Origin of the sequence: Rhodococcus sp. DMF-1 (genome assembly GCF_021441945.1) — a bacterium.
In the GTDB taxonomy this organism is placed as follows: domain Bacteria; phylum Actinomycetota; class Actinomycetes; order Mycobacteriales; family Mycobacteriaceae; genus Rhodococcus; species Rhodococcus ruber.
On the sequence record NZ_CP090442.1, the window covers coordinates 4,719,793 to 4,734,754 of the forward strand.

Sequence of the window (14,962 nt, forward strand, 5' to 3'; positions counted from 1 at the left end):
CGATTCCCCTGCAGACGGTGCCATCGGCCCAGTCCGCCGCGGCCGGTTATCCGGAAACCGAGACCGGTTCCCCAACCGGGGCGGTGAGCCGTCCGGTGCGGTCGAGCAAGTGCAACGCGGCCGCGCAGGCGGCGCCGATCGCGGTGAGCAGCACCCAGATCAACCAACTCACGCCGGAATCGGAGAGCAACCCGAACACCGCCCCGGTGCCGAGGTTGCCCAGCAGGATCCCGACCCCGACCACGGTGTTGTAGAAGCCGTAGTGGGTGGCGACGAGCCGGTCCCCCGAAAGTGCGACCACGGTGTCCATCTCGAAGGGAAACACCGCCGCTGTGCCGATGGCCAGGACCGCCGCCGCCACCAACAGCGCCGCGGCACCGGCCCACCGGGCTCCGCTCGGCGGATCGGAGACCGCGACCAGCGGGACGAACGCCGCCGCCATGATCGTCATGCCGACGACGAGGCTGCGCCCGGATCCCCATCGGTTGGAGAACCAGGAGGTGATGCGCAGCTGGCCGGCAATGGCGACCATGCCGGAGACCACGAACAACGCCGACACCAACGCCGTGCCGGACGAGCCGTTCGGGACCAGGCCACCGACTTGCAGCGGCAGCGCCAGATACACCTGGAAGGACAACACGTACGAGCCGATCATCGCCAGCGCGAACAGGACGAACGGCCGGTTGGCGAGGACGACCTTCCAGTCGTCGAACACCGTGGTGCGCGGCCCGGACTTCGCGGCGGCGTGGGCCGGCAGCGCCCGGATCTGCGCGAGGGTGAGCAGGCCGAAGACCGCAGCCGCCACCACGGCGGTGATGCGGAAATCCACCGCCGTCAGCGCCAATCCCACCAGCGGGCCGAGCAGGATACCGGCTTGGTAGAAGACATTGAACACCGCGAAGGCCTCCACCCGGCGGGGCCCGGCGTCGGCGGCGAGGTAGGCCCGCACGGCAGGGTTGAACAACGCGCCGGCGAATCCGGTGGCCGCCGAGGCGACCAGGACGGCCGGCAGCGAGTCGACGGCGGCCAGAAGGGCGAACCCGGCGGTGCGCAGCAGACAGCCGGCGACGATGAGCGGCTTGTAGCCGAGCCGGTCGGCCAGGGTGCCGCCGAGCAGGAACATCCCTTGCTGGGAAAAGTTGCGCACGCCGAGCACCAGCCCGATCGCCCACGCCGCCAGTCCCAGCGGGCCGGCCAGGTAGGTGGCCAGGTACGGCATCAGCATGTAGAAGCCGATGTTGATGGAGAACTGGTTGACCATCAACACCTGGCTGGGCCGATCGAAGCTGCGGAAGCGGGCTACGAGGTTGTTCATGCCCGCTCCTGCGTGGGGGCGACGACGGTGGTGCAGCGGGTCCACGAGCGGACGACGCGGTCGGTGGGGTGCTCGACGGTGGTCGGGTCGGTCGGTGGTGTCGCCTCGAGCAGTCCGTGGGCGTCGCAGAATTCGTCGTTGTAGACGGTGTCGAAATAGCGCTGCGGTCCGTCAGGGAAGATCGCCGCGATTCGGGTGTCGGGTGTGTGGGTGCGGGCGATCCACCCCGCCGCCAGGGCCACTGCGCCGACACTCCAGCCGCCGCTGGCGTGATGGGTCGCCGCCAGGGTCCGACACGACCAGACCGCCTCGTGGGGAGCGACCCAGTGCACCTCGTCGAAGGCGCCGTAGTCGATGTTCGCCGGATGGATGCTCGAGCCCAGCCCGCGCATCAGCCGCGGGGCGGCGGGCTGGCCGAAGATGACGGACCCGACGGTGTCGACGCCCACCAGTTTCAGCTCGGGGCAGAACCGGCGCAGTACCCGGGCGATGCCGGCCGAGTGGCCACCGGTGCCGACCGAACACACGAGGACGTCGATGTGGCCCAGCTGGGCGAGCAGCTCGAGAGCGAGCGACTGGTAAGCATCGACGTTGTCCGGGTTGCTGTACTGGTCCGGGCACCACGAACCGGGGTGGGTCCCGAGCAGTTCCCGGACTCGGTCTCGGCGGGCTTGTTGCCAGCCGCCGGTCGGGTGCGGCTCGGTGACCAGCTCGACGTCGGCACCGTAGGCGGCGAGCATGCGGTGAATGATCGGTTCCAGGCCGGGATCGGTGACCACGGTGACCGGGTGATGATGGACGATGCCGGCCAATGCGAGCCCGAGGCCGAGGGTGCCGCTGCTCGATTCGATGATGCGGGCGCCGGGGGTCAGCTCGCCGCGAGCACGGGCGCGTTCGACCATGTGCAGGGCGGGGCGGTCCTTCATGCCCCCGGGATTGGTTCCTTCGAGCTTGGCCCAGAATCCGGTGTTTCCGTCGGCGAAAGGCTGGCCGATCCACAGCACCGGGGTGTTGCCGACCATGGTGTTCGGTTGGGGACAGCGCGGGGCGGGGGTCAGCAGGGGGGCGGAAGAGAGCGGACGGGGCGGGGTGATGGAAAGGGCACTGTTCATCAATGGCGCATTTCTGTGGGCCTGTATGTGTACAGGTGTGAATAGGGCAGCAGGGGCCCGGCCATCGAGGGGTCTCGATGGCCGTTGTGCTGCCGATCAGCACCTGTCGATACAGAGCTCGCGCAGGATCGCCCGGCCCCGGTGAGGGGGTGAGGGTGCCGCCGGTGGGGCCCGCAACCCGACGGGGGCCTGTCGCAATGCCACCAGTACCAGCATCATCACGGCGACGCCGGTGACCACCGCTATCGGGCGGAGTGGGCTGTCCGGCCGCGGTACGACGAACAACTTCTCCTGGTGGTGTCCGAGGGGGGATACACCGTCGCCGACGTGGGCATGACCGGCCGCCGATTCGTCGCCTGATTGCCCGGTAACGGCCACGACGTGGGATCGGTCGAGGTGATGGCTTTCGGCTACGGCGAAACCGCACGGCACCAGGGTGAAGCCGAGCACGTAGAGGGCGACGACGGCGGCGGCTGCCCGCAGACGCGGGAATGTCGCTCGGGCCCTCACAACTTCCCGACTGTAGCATCGCGCCCGCCCTCGCCTTCCGGGCTGCACGGCCTGCTGTCCTCGATGCCCGATTCCGCATGGGGCACTCCCGAGACCCATGACCGCTCCGGTGGGAGCGAGCACGACGCAAGGGTGATTACAGAGACTGAAGTGCCAAAAGTGAACTAGAGTTCCGGTGTGTCGACTTGACAAAAGCTCTCAAGTTGCTCGAAACGGACATTTCTATGGTTGGGGGAGTGGAATGCACCACACTCGCAGGCGCCGAGTGGCTGCCCTGGTTCTGGGGGTGTCGGCCTCGGGAGCGGTAGCGACCGCCCTGACGGGACCGGCGGACGCCGCTCCTGCACAGCCCGATCCGATCCGGCCCGGGCCGGTGGTCGAGGCGCTCGCGGATGCGCTGACCGTTACCGATACCGCCGATCCCGCGGTGCAGGTGGTCGACCCGGCCCGGTGGCAGACGGTAGCCAACATCGCCGCCGACAGCGTGCGCGCCGCCCGAGACCAGGACGCGCTCACCGGCACGGTAGCGGCACTGCAGTCGCTGGCCGGATGCGCAGGGCAGTGGAGAGCCGCTGCGGCCCCGGGCGCGAGCCTGCTGGCGGCGTGCGGCCCCGAGTTGTCCGGCCTGGGCCGTATCCTCGGCCCACGGCTGCTGGCCGCGTTGGTCGACGACCACGACGTCCCGCCGCCCCCTCGTGCTCCCGCCCCTCGGACCCCGGCTCCCGACAACGAGACGGTGCCGAACCGGGGAAACAACCCCACGGGAACGCCAACGCGGCCGCCCGAGGTGGCGACTGCGGAACCAGGTGTCCCCGAAGCTCCGGAACAGCACGACGGCACCCACTCCGAGCCGACCGGGGTGCCGGCCCGGCCCGAGGGCGCGGGTGCCGCGGCCACCACCGGACCCGGCCGGTTCGTCGCTCCGACGGCCGGGGTGATCACCTCCACCTTCGGCGATGCCCGCGGTCACGGCGGCATAGACATTGCCAACACCATGGGTGCCCCCATCGTCGCCGTCGCCGACGGGGAAGTCATCAGCGCCGGACCCGCGCAAGGCTACGGACTGTGGGTACGTATCCGCCACGACGACGGCACCGTGACCACCTACGGTCACAACAACACCAATCTGGTGACCATGGGACAACGGGTCAAAGCCGGGCAGAAGATCGCCACCGTCGGCGACCGGGGCAATTCGACCGGGCCCCACCTGCATTTCGAGGTCGAAGACCCGACCGGCGTCAAGGCCGATCCGGTGCAGTGGCTCGCCCAGCGCGGCGCCTCGGTCGTCGGTGTGGACTGACCGTCGGGAAAGAACGCCCGGCCCCGGGTGACGGACAGGTAACCGATCCGGCGTTTACCCGGGGCAGCAGCGATCACCGACACCGACGGTGAAGTCGCGTCGTGCTCGACCGTCCGGGTCCGCAAGACGGACCGCGCAGATCACGGCGCAGGGCACCACGGATCGGATAACAGGGTGGAAAACGATACGCATCCACTCGCTTCTCGCTACGGTCTTCTCCTTTACCTCCACGCCCCCGCCAGGGCGGGGTCGTGCCGTCACCGACAGCCGCGTGGGCGGTGGAGCCGAGCCGTGCCGACTCGACGTCACCGTTGCCGACACGGGTGCACGGTGCCGGGGTGGTCTCGCCTTTGCCGCCGCCCGCATATGCGGGCACCGCTCCGTCCGGGATGAATCCTGCGCCGCAGTACGAGCACTGCACCGAACATGCCGGCTGCTGCAGCAACCGCCATCCAGCCGGCCAGTAGCGACGCGATCACGTTCATGACACTGATACCGATGCTCGGGCCAGGACGGTTACACGCTCACCGATCGGCGATACGGAGGCACCGCCACAGTCACTCACCGGGCAACCGGCCGCATCGGCGACGGCGACGGCGATAGCCTGACGGCAAATCGGGGTGAGGCCCCTGCCCGCCGAGGACCATCGCGACGGCGGCCTTCGCCTCGGCGGCGCAGACATGCAGGGTCCGCAGTTCGAATAGCCCGTGGCCGAGTTCGTCATGGTGGTCTCTTTGGCGCGAGCGAAGAAAAATAGGGCCACCGCTGCGGAAGCACATGTCAAGAATACCCCGGCAGGTATGGGGGAAGGTCTGGCCTCGCCTGCGGTCGGTGGGCATGTCACCGGGTGGCACCCGTTGCGACAGTACCCACTTCAGGTAGACCGGCCGCCGACGGCCGAGTGATCAGCGGGCATCTACCACGCCGATCGGCGACGCGCAGACCGACGAGGTCAATATGGAGTTCGTCAAGTTGTCGGACACGTGGTCCCTGCTGCAGGCGGGAACGGTCCTCCTCCGACAACCCCGCGGCTGCTAAGCCTCAATGCACCGATCGGCTGATGTTGTCGTCGTGACTTCCTTTGCGCGCCTTCGGGAAGAGTGTGGAGATAGCTGACCGCCCGACCGCTCGTGTCGGGTTGTTCCACTGGATCTTTCGTGTCGTAGACGGGCAAGGACGAGCCGGTTAGCTGACGATCGGCCGGTTTCGCCCGAACACCGTGTCGAACAGGGTGTTCCACGCCGGTTCCCACGGCCAGCTCCGGGGTAGATGCAACGTCAACCGGCGTGCCGACGACGCGATACGTGCGGGAACCGACACGATGGTCCGCCGGATACTGCCTGTGGTCGCCTTGATCAGCTTCGGATCGCCGGTGACGGCGGCCGCGGCGCGGGTGAGGTTGAAGGCCATCACCGCGCAGACCAACCATGCAGCATTGGCGGTGAACCGAGACGACGGCAGGTGAGCGAGCGCGGAGTTCTTCAGGTCCGCGTGGACCTGCTCGATGATCGCGTGATGGCGGTGGAGCTTGTCGGCGGCGACGGTATCGAGATCGGTGGGGTCGGTGGTGGTGAAGAAGGCATGGAACCGCCAGACGTCGAACAACTCGCCTTGTCCCTGGTCCTTCTTCGGCCGCAGGTCAGGGATACGCCGTACGATCAACCGACCCGGAACCCGGCGGGCCTTCTTCTTCGAGGCGAACGCGGTGAACGGTATCTCCGCGACGTCGGCTGCCGAGATCCATCGTTCGGTGTCGTGGTCGTAGACCGCGTTGGTGTATTCGATCGGGGTCCACGCATCGTCGTCGATCGAGGCGATCGCGGTCTTGATAGGCGTGGTCAGGCGGACGGTGACCGAGACGTCGGCTCCGCCGCGCAGCGCAGCCGAGATGGTGGGATATCCGTAGAACGCCGAGTCGGCCCGCGCCAGCGGTGCCGGTGCGGCTGGCGCTGTGGTTCCCGCTGCTGGGTCGGTCGCTCGGCGCAGGTGCGCGACGGTGGACAGGGTGTCGGCGATCATCCGGGCTGCTCCACGCGCTGATCCGCAGGACCCTTTGCGTAGGCGTTGTCCGACGATCACCGGGGCTGCGGTGTCGGTGGTGACCGTGGTGATCAGCGCGTTCAGTCCGCGGACCCCGGAGTAGCCGTATCCGGAACCCTGTTTGCCGTGCCCGTGCACTTCGATGATCGAATCGTCGATGTCGACCAGCATCCGTCCGGTGTCGAAACCCGAGGCCAGTGGGGTATCGGTGGTCAGGGCGCACAGGAATCGGGAGGCGACGGCATCGAGTTGCCGGACGTGTCCGAAGGCGAAGGTGCGCAGGAACGACCCCAGCGTCGAGGGCGCGTACGGGCGGTCGAACAGTGTTCCCATCGCCCCGTGTCGTAGCAGGGCCATGTCGGCGATACTGTCAGCGCCGGCGACCATGCCCGCGACCAACGATCCGATCTTGGCTCCGGGGTGGGCGCCTTTGTCGGTGGGCAGGCTCAGATGCTGCTCGGTGAGGGTGAGCAGGCCGCCACTACGGGCCAAGGCCATGATCGGGACCAGTCCGGCGGTCGACACGAGATTCGCATCGTCGAACCTCGCGGCGGTGACGGGGCGGGTGTGAGAGAGTTGCATCTGCGAGATGCCCTTCGTGGTGGCCGAATTGTTTCTGTGAGAAGTTCAATTCTTTCACTACGACAGGGCATTTCGTTGTTACGACGCGCTGGTTATCTCCGCCGGTTCGGTGCATCCAGGCTAAGGTGTTGACACCAGCTCCTATGCGGCGGTGGCCGGCATAGCCAATCGCTGCTCCCGTTGCTTATGGCCGACCATGACCCACAACATCACCGCGTCTCGCAGTTTCGACGAAACCAATCCTGCCTCGTTGCTGGCGGAAACGTAAGATCGTGTATCCGACTGTGCGCGACGCGGTGCAGAAGCACCACCCCAGGTCAACGCCACCAGCAAGGACACAGCCCGGGCACTGTTCGCTGCCGCCGACGCTGCCGGATTGATCGCTGGGACGGTCCCGGCTTGAACGAGTCTGAAGCCTGAACGAGCCTGAACGTGTGTTCCCGCCTGATATGCGGCGCCGGCGTCATGATATCGCGCAGCCCGCCGTTCAGTTCAAAAATGCTGTACTACAACATAATAGATGGATAATCGTGCTTATCCACTTCTTCTGGATTCGGCCGGGTCTCCACACGTTGTGCACGAGTGTGTCACTGTCCCGCGCTTCATCACGGGCGTGGTGGGCTGGGGCTCCTCGTGCGGTTATTGGATGGTCCATCCGCCGTCGGCTATGTACACCGCGCCGTGGCGGTCGCCGCCGCCCCGCGGGCATCGCGTATCGGGTAGCGAGAAGGAGTATGCGCGCAGTTCAGGGAGCATTTCTCTGCGAACTGAGGGGGAGGTGAGCGTGGCGATTTCTGCCGCCGCGGTCACCTCCCTCGCGCGCGTTCCGGTTACGGCTTCCCGGTGTAGAGGGAATCGTCGGCCGTCCTGCGGGCGCTCACCCAGGTCGGATCGAGGATGTTCTCGATCCGCTCGTGTCGTGATTCGTCGAATACGACGATTCGTTCGGCGATGCGCCACTGGCTGTTTCGTTTCTCGAACCGGTCGATGTATCGGCACTTGATGGTGTTCAGCATCTGAGTCGACTCGCCGTCGGCCGGTGCCTGGCGCAGGTAGCACAGGCAGTAGGATTCGACGTTCGCGGTGTCGCCGTCCAGGTCGATCAGGATGTTGCTGATGTAGTGCATCGAGGAGTCGATCGTGCGGTGCCGGGTTTTCATGTCCTCGATCAGTCCGTCGACCGTCCCGATGTAGCCGCCGTGGGTGTCGATGGCATCCGGGAAGTAGCATTCGGCGACGCGGTCGAAGTCTGCGCGGTCGACGTAGCGGGCGTACCGGTGCAGCACGTCGGTGATGACGGCTTTGTCCTCGAGTGACATGTCAGCCGAGCTCCCGGGTGATGCGGTGGTAGAGGCCGCCGGAGGTCAGGCCGCCGTCGATGACGATCTCGGTGCCTGTGATGTACGTCGATCTGTCCGACAACAGGAATGCGACGGTTTCGGCCACTTCGTCGGGGTCGGCCGACCGGCCGGCGGGAACGGATTTCAGGCTCTCGTCGACGAATTCCGTCGTACCCGAGGTCAGCAGCGGCGTCTCGACGAGCCCGGGGTGGACCGAGTTGACGCGCACGTGGTGTTCGGCGAACTCGAGTGCGCCGACCTTCGACAGGCCGCGGACGCCCCATTTGCTGGCGCCGTAGGCGGCGGCGAAGTAGCCGAGCATACCGGCGATCGAGGAGATGTTGACGATCGAGCCACCACCGTTGCACTTGAGCAACGGCGCGCACGCCCGCATGCCGTAGAACACGCTGTCGAGGTTGATCGCCATGACCCGCCGCCAGTCCTCGACGGAGGTGTCCTCGATCCCGTATCGAAAACTCACCCCAGCGTTGTTCACCAGTCCGTCGAGGTTCCCGTCGGCGGCGTCGATCACCTCGGCGAATCGACTCCACGCGTCGGGGTCGGTGACGTCGAGCCGGTGGAAGTCGGCGGCACCGCCCTTGTCCCGGATCTGGTCGATGACGGCTTCGCCGGCGGTGGAGTCGATGTCGGCGACCCACACATGCGCCCCGAGGGAGGCGAGCAGCTGTGCTTCGGCACGGCCCATCCCGCTGCCGGCACCGGTGACGGCGACGGTCTTGCCGGAGAACTCGGTGTTCATAGCGCTGTCCTTGTCTGGGTCAGTCGGTCTTCAGTTCGCAGCCCTTGGTCTCCGTGACGAAGAAGACCGTGACGAAGGTGAGGACCGCGGTGAGCACGAAATACCCGGCGGGGGCGAGGGGATTACCCGTGAGGGCGATGAGGTAGGTCGCGATGAACGGGGCGGTGCCACCGAGGACCATGTTGGTGACGTTGTTGCCGAACGCGAGTCCGGTGTAGCGCACCGAGGTCTTGAGCATCTCGACGTACGTGACGTACGACGCCCCGTTGACCACGGAGACGCAGATGAACAGGACCGACTGGCCCACCACGGCCTGCCAGATGCTGCCGCCCGCCATCATCATGAACATCGGGACGCCGAGGACGATGGCGGCGAAGCTGCCGGTGAACAGCACCGGCTTGCGGCCCCACCTGTCGGACGCCCAGCCGGCGAGGGGAAGGGTGATGACACCGAGCACCAGGGCCAGGGAGGTGGACAGGAACGCGACCTGCGAGGTGTGGCCGCCGGTGGTCTTGAGGTACGTGGCGGCGTAGACGGAGGCGATGTAGTAGCCGCCGGTGATCAGGGCGCCGAGGAAGATGATTTTCACGACGCTGCCGCGGGAAGTGGCCAGCAGTTCCCGGATCGGGAGCTTCTTCGTCTCGCCGCTTTCTGCGAGTTCTTCGAATTCCGGGGTGTCCTCGAGCTGGGTTCGGATCCACACCCCGATGACACCGATGACGATGCTGAGCAGGAACGGGATCCGCCATGCCCACGCGAGCACGGTCTCGTCGTCGAAGACCGAGGTCAGGGCGAGCGCGACCAGCGAGGCCGCCAGCGAGCCGAGGTAGGTGCCGGTGTTCACCATCGAGGTCTGCATCCCGCGCCAGCGGGCGGGTGCGGACTCCGAGACGAAGGCGTTGGCACCGCCCAGCTCCCCACCCGCGGCGAAGCCCTGCAGGCAGCGGGCCAGGACGAGGATCGCCGTGGCCCACAGACCGAGGGTGAAGTACGACGGCAGCAGGCCGATGCCGGCGGTGGCCACCACCATCAGGAGGATCGTCCACGACAGGGCGTTCTTGCGGCCGTACTTGTCTCCGATGTGACCGAAGAAGATTCCACCGGGCACCCGGAGGAAGAACGCGACGGCGAACGTGGCGAAGGTGCCGAGCAGCCCGGCCGTGGGGTTGTCCGAGACGAAGAACAGTGCGGCGATGGTGGTGGCCATGTAGCCGTAGATGCCGAAGTCGTAGTACTCGACGACGGTGCCGACGACGGCGGCGCGGATGACCGTGGCGGTCGACTGCTTCTTCGGAGGGGACTGGGTGTGCGCAGGTTCGTCCGCGACGGGAATCACGGGGGAATCACCAATCATGGCGCGTCCTTTGGGGTGTGCGGGACCGGGGTGAAGACCCCGAGGTCAGGGGCGGGCAGAGGTGAGGGCGGAGGGGTGCGTGGACGAGGGGCGGGAGGCGCGTGCCGCGTTGCGACCGGCGATCCGGCCCATGGTCAGGGCGTTGGCGACGGCGTTGCCGCCGCCGACGTACCGGAGTCCGAGGATTCCGGCCCCGGCTTCCCCGGCTGCGAACAGACCGGGGATCGGGCATCCGGTCCGGTCGACGACGGCGGCGTTGCTGTCGATCTCGAGGCCGGCGTGTGTGCAGACCAGCTCGGCGGGCAGCACTCTCACGGCGTAGAACGGACCGTGCGCGATCGGGTCCGGGGCGGCGGTCGAGCCCTTGTTGGCCAGGGTGCGGTGGCGCAGGAAGTCGTCGTCGGTACCGGCCGGGAGCTGCGCGTTCCACCGCTCGACGGTGACGGTCAGCACGTCGGCGGGTACCTCGAGCAGCGCGGCCAGCTCGGCCAGGGTGCCCGCTCGCAGCGTCCGACCGGCGTCGGCTTCCTCGGCGATGCGGTCGGGGATCCAGTCGGTGTACCCGCTGGGCAGGCCGAGCCGGGCCCGCTCGTCGAAGATCGCCCACACCGGGCCGTCCTGGGCCTCGATGATGCCGGTGGAGACCGCGTAGGAGGCGTCCTCGTCCATGAACCGGCGGCCGTGCCGGTTGACGTGGATCCGCGACTTCGGCGGGAAGCCGGACTGCCAGTGGTGGTATCGCTGGAAGTAGGCGGTCGGGAGCATCAGTCCCCAACCGTCGCCGGTGACGGCGGCGTCGACGTCACGACCGAACGCGAGGTGATCGCCTCGGCTGCCCGGGGCGGCGACCACGAACAGCGACTCGCCGGCGTTGTTCGCGACAGGATAGTAGCGGTCGACCAGCTCGGGATCCTGAGCGAAGCCCCCGGAGGCGACGACCACGGCGTGAGCCGGGACGTCGAGGTCGTCCGCGACCACACCGACGACGCGGCCGTCCTCGACGAGCAGTTTCTGGACCCGGGTGCCCAGGACCACCTCGACACCGTGCCTGCGTCGGGCCTTGTCGAGGACCTGGACCAAGCCGTATCCCTGGTCCTTGGGCACGTGCCCGCGCCAGACGTCCTCGACGCCGGCCTGGCACAGTCCGGGCATGTGTGCGTTCGCGGACTCGCGGGCCGGGATCTGCACACCGAGCTCGATCAGCCATTCGAGGGTGGGTCCGGCGTTCTCGCAGAAAGTGCGGATCAGTCCCGGCTGAAGCATCCACTGGTTGAGATCCATGTAGTGCTGGAAGAATTTCTCGGCCGAGTCCTCGATGCCCAGGCCCCGCTGAACGCTGGTGCCGGCGGCGGTGAACAGACCGGCCGAGAGCTGCGTGGAGCCGCCGAGTTCGGTCTCGGACTCGAACAACAGCACCGATGCGCCCTGTTCGGCCGCGGTGACCGCCGCGGCCAGGCCGGCTCCGCCGCCGCCGATGACGATGACGTCCCAGGTGTCGTCGGTCATGACAATGCGTTCCCTGTCTCCGCGCCGGGGCGGTCGTTCGAGCAATGGGAAGGGAGGCCGCCGTCGACGGCGGTCTGCCCGGCGGTCCGGGAGGTGAATCGGTCGGCCGACGGGACGAGGACGGTGGACTCAGACATGACGGGAGCCGCCGTCCACAGCGATGGAGTGACCGGTCACGTAGCGGGCGCTGTCGGAGAGCAGGAACAACAGCGGGCCGAGGACCTCTTCCGGGGAACCGAGGCGGTGCAGCGGCACGACGTCGAGGGCGTGCGCCAGCGCAGCCGGATCGTCCTGCACCCACCGCGTCATCTCGGTGTCGATATAGCCGGGAGCGATCGAGTTGACCCGGATGCCCTTGTCGCCGAACTCGACGGCGAGGGCTTCGGTCAGATGTGCGACCGCGGCCTTCGACGTGCAGTAGGCGCCGCGGCCCTTGCGGACCCGGAGCGCCGACACCGACGACATGTTGACGATCGCCCCACCGGGCTGCAGGTGGCGGGCAGCGGCCTGCGCGCCGAAGAGGACACCTTCGACATTGACGTCGAGTGTCGCGGCGATCTGCTCGGGCGAGATCTCCTCGGCCAGGGCGAAGGGGAAGATGCCCGCGTTGTTGACCCAGAAGTCGATGCGTCCGAACGTCTGCAGCGCCACCTGCGCGAGGCTCTCGTGGTCCTCGGCGTTCGTGACATCGACGCGTGTCCCGAGCACAGTACCGGGCTGGTCCGCCAGGGAATTCGCGGCGAGCGCGGCGTTGATCTCGTCGGCGGTTTCCTTCATCTGCACGTCGTCGATGTCGGCGGCGACGACGTGTACGCCGCGGGTGGCCAGGCCCTGGGTGAATCGAGCGCCCATGCCCCGGGCGGCGCCAGTGACGACGGCGACCTTGCCGACCATTTCCGGGTACACGGTGGTCAGCGCGGTGGTGACGGTGCGGCCCGGGTTCTGGGCGTCGGTGGTGTCGGTATTCATGGTCGAGGTCCTCCAGGAGAGCGGTATCGAAAGGAGTACGAAAGGTCTTGTGGATTTTCAGAAGTCGTCGCGACGGACGGTGCGTCGCGCGATCCGCCAGGCGCCGTCGTGGCGGACCACCCGGTCGGTGAGGGTGGTGAAACGCACCACGCGCGATTGCCCACCGCGGACCGTGGCCACGATCTGCAGATAGGCCCGCACCGCGAGGGTGTCCCTGTCGCCGGGCTCGACGTCGACGTTGGTGATCACATGCCGGTGCACTTCGCCGGCCGCGGTCGCGGCCGCGAGGAACCGCTCGGCGAACGCCGTGAGCTCCTCGGCACCGACGACGGGCGCCGGGTAACTGGGCGAACAGAACTCCCCGTCCGGGGTGAACGTCCGCGCCCACTCCTCGGCCGCGCCACCGTCGATGAGGTGGCTCTGCCGAGCGTAGAGCTGGTGAAGCTGCGCGAGCACCGTCGCGTCGACATCCGTATCGCTGGGCGTCATGACACTTGAACCATTCTCACTGTGTGCTATTATCGCACTATGTGTGCGACTAAAGAATACGCTAGGTGGTACGGTTCACACCTGTCAAGGGAGGCATGGTGATGACACAGGTGGGGTCACGGCCGGAGCGAACGGCCGACTCGGACATCGTCCGCGTACAGCCGGACTCGGGAATGTCGAAGACACTGCACCACGGGCTGGAAATCCTCGAACTGCTTGCTGCCCATCCGCGCGGACTGACGGTCAGCGAGATCGCGGACGGGATCGGCGTACACCGCACGGTCGCGCACCGGCTGATCCGCACGCTCGAGGCGCACCGATTGTGCCGGCGCGACGACCGCAAGCGGATCTCGCTCGGCACCGGGCTCGTGACGCTTGCCGACTCCGTCGAGCAGGACCTGCGTACCCTGGCGCGGCCGATCCTCGAGGAACTCGCGGACACGGTGGAGGCAACCGCCCACCTGGTGGTGCGTGAATCGGAGTCCGACGTGCGCGCGATGATGGTGGTCGAGCCGCGACGATCCAGAATGCACATCGCATTCCGGCCCGGCCAGGTGGATCCGATCGACCGTGGCTCCGCGGGCCTGGCGATCCTGGCCTCGATGCCGCCGACGGACGGTGAACGCCCCGAAGTCGGCGCGGCACGCCGCCGCGGTTATGCACTATCGCAAGGCGAAATCATCCCCGCGGCCATCGGCATCTCCGCCGCCGTCCCGAGTCGTCCCGGCGGCACACAAGCTGCCGTGGGCATCTCCGTATTCGAGCTCACGGCAGGAGAAGAACAGCTCGCCGCGGCCGTCATGGCCGCCGCGGGTGCCCTGGGAAATCTCTTGCACTGAGGCCAAGATTCCGCTCTCCCTCGAGAAGTATGCGCGAAGTCATCTGCGCAGTGTCTGAGCCCGGCCGACGGCGTGCCTCCAGGTTGGCGGGCAGAACCGATCCCACCCCGGGGGTCGCCCGAGGAGCGAGTGGACGGGGATGCCGAGGGCTTCCGAGGCGAGGGAGGTAACACTTCGGGGATTTGTCCGATCAATCCGACCGGTAGGTTTATTTCACTGAATCGAGGTCTTCGTGAAGCGTCTTGTTGCCGCTGTGTTCGGCTGCACCGCTCTTACCCTTGCCGTACCGGCCACGGCGAACGCTGCTCCCGGCAGTGTCGACGACATTCCCAGCCTTCTCGGTGCCGCCCTCAACTGCAATTTCCTCGACGGTGGCTCCAGCAAGTGTGGAGTCATCCCCACTCCGCCGCCCGGCGCGTTTCCGGCGGCGAGCGCCACGGACGTCCCGCTCGCCGCCGTCAGCGATCCGGAGCCGGCGGTGGACTGGGAGCACGTGTGGTTCCACGAGCAGTGCCGGTTCGCGCCGCTCACCCCGAAGTGCGTCGTCCACAACGTCGTCGAGACCGTCACTACGGGATCGGCCGGTAATCGGGACACCCCGTTCGCTTCCTCCTAGCCAGACCGAAATCCTTCGGAAAGGAGCCCGCGTGATTGGCTGCTGAGCCTTGACCCGACGCGTTGTCCGTGCGGACCCAGGTCCGCAGGGTCTCGCCGCTGATCCCCAGGTCCGAGGTCACTGCCGCGTAGGTACGGGTGCCGTCGGCTGTGCGAGGCAACGCGACCGCGTCCCGGTGGAACTCCTCCGTGTACCGAGACCGACGTCCCATGTGAACATCCCTCCTGGTT

12 protein-coding genes and 1 pseudogene are annotated in these 14,962 nt (G+C 67.4%); 3 read left to right on the forward strand and 10 right to left on the reverse strand.

Annotated elements, in window-relative coordinates; genetic code table 11:
- Positions 1–46: 46 nt before the first annotated feature.
- Both LZP97_RS21585 and LZP97_RS21590 read right to left on the reverse strand, forming a co-directional pair.
- On the reverse strand, positions 47–1,315 hold the full coding sequence (locus LZP97_RS21585; protein WP_006946842.1) for an MFS transporter: 1,269 nt from the start codon (positions 1,313–1,315) through the stop codon (positions 47–49).
- Positions 1,312–2,337 carry a PLP-dependent cysteine synthase family protein gene (locus LZP97_RS21590; protein ID WP_006946838.1) on the reverse strand — a complete coding sequence of 342 codons (1,026 nt, stop codon included), beginning with the start codon at positions 2,335–2,337 and terminating at the stop codon, positions 1,312–1,314. Before LZP97_RS21590 ends, LZP97_RS21585 begins: the two co-directional genes overlap by 4 nt.
- An 841-nt stretch (positions 2,338–3,178) precedes the next feature.
- Here LZP97_RS21590 and LZP97_RS21595 point away from each other — a divergent pair.
- Positions 3,179–4,237, forward strand: a complete 1,059-nt coding sequence (locus tag LZP97_RS21595) for a M23 family metallopeptidase (protein WP_006946834.1) — start codon at positions 3,179–3,181, stop codon at positions 4,235–4,237.
- A 1,185-nt stretch (positions 4,238–5,422) separates the two neighbouring features.
- Here the strand turns inward: LZP97_RS21595 and LZP97_RS21600 are convergent.
- The 7 genes from LZP97_RS21600 to LZP97_RS21630 all read right to left on the reverse strand — a co-directional run bounded on the left by LZP97_RS21600 (position 5,423) and on the right by LZP97_RS21630 (position 13,277).
- Entirely contained in the window at positions 5,423–6,859 is a 1,437-nt protein-coding gene (locus LZP97_RS21600; protein ID WP_006948346.1) for an IS1380 family transposase, read from the reverse strand.
- Between the two features lie 830 nt (positions 6,860–7,689).
- Entirely contained in the window at positions 7,690–8,178 is a 489-nt protein-coding gene (locus LZP97_RS21605) for a nuclear transport factor 2 family protein (RefSeq protein WP_010595921.1), read from the reverse strand.
- A gap of 1 nt (position 8,179) precedes the next feature.
- Positions 8,180–8,959 (reverse strand): SDR family NAD(P)-dependent oxidoreductase, encoded by a 780-nt coding sequence (locus tag LZP97_RS21610; RefSeq protein ID WP_010595922.1) that lies wholly within the window; start codon positions 8,957–8,959, stop codon positions 8,180–8,182.
- A 19-nt stretch (positions 8,960–8,978) separates the two neighbouring features.
- Positions 8,979–10,313, reverse strand: a complete 1,335-nt coding sequence (locus LZP97_RS21615) for an MFS transporter (RefSeq protein ID WP_048773853.1) — start codon at positions 10,311–10,313, stop codon at positions 8,979–8,981.
- A 45-nt stretch (positions 10,314–10,358) separates the two neighbouring features.
- The gene (locus tag LZP97_RS21620; RefSeq protein ID WP_040272798.1) at positions 10,359–11,819 is read right to left on the reverse strand and encodes an FAD-dependent oxidoreductase; all 1,461 of its coding nucleotides are present in this window, start codon (positions 11,817–11,819) and stop codon (positions 10,359–10,361) included.
- A 129-nt stretch (positions 11,820–11,948) separates the two neighbouring features.
- Positions 11,949–12,788 (reverse strand): SDR family NAD(P)-dependent oxidoreductase, encoded by an 840-nt coding sequence (locus tag LZP97_RS21625; RefSeq protein WP_040272801.1) that lies wholly within the window; start codon positions 12,786–12,788, stop codon positions 11,949–11,951.
- Positions 12,789–12,845: 57 nt separating this feature from the next.
- Entirely contained in the window at positions 12,846–13,277 is a 432-nt protein-coding gene (locus LZP97_RS21630) for a nuclear transport factor 2 family protein (RefSeq protein WP_040272803.1), read from the reverse strand.
- A gap of 95 nt (positions 13,278–13,372) precedes the next feature.
- On the opposite strand from LZP97_RS21630, the gene LZP97_RS21635 reads away from it, so the two are divergent.
- Both LZP97_RS21635 and LZP97_RS21640 read left to right on the forward strand, forming a co-directional pair.
- Positions 13,373–14,116 carry an IclR family transcriptional regulator gene (locus LZP97_RS21635; RefSeq protein WP_017682129.1) on the forward strand — a complete coding sequence of 248 codons (744 nt, stop codon included), beginning with the start codon at positions 13,373–13,375 and terminating at the stop codon, positions 14,114–14,116.
- Positions 14,117–14,348: 232 nt separating this feature from the next.
- Positions 14,349–14,732, forward strand: a complete 384-nt coding sequence (locus LZP97_RS21640) for a hypothetical protein (protein ID WP_225222946.1) — start codon at positions 14,349–14,351, stop codon at positions 14,730–14,732.
- A 55-nt stretch (positions 14,733–14,787) separates the two neighbouring features.
- Here LZP97_RS21640 and LZP97_RS27540 read toward each other — a convergent pair.
- Positions 14,788–14,943 (reverse strand): annotated as a pseudogene (locus LZP97_RS27540) (transposase); the annotation flags it as partial.
- Positions 14,944–14,962 lie beyond the last annotated feature (19 nt).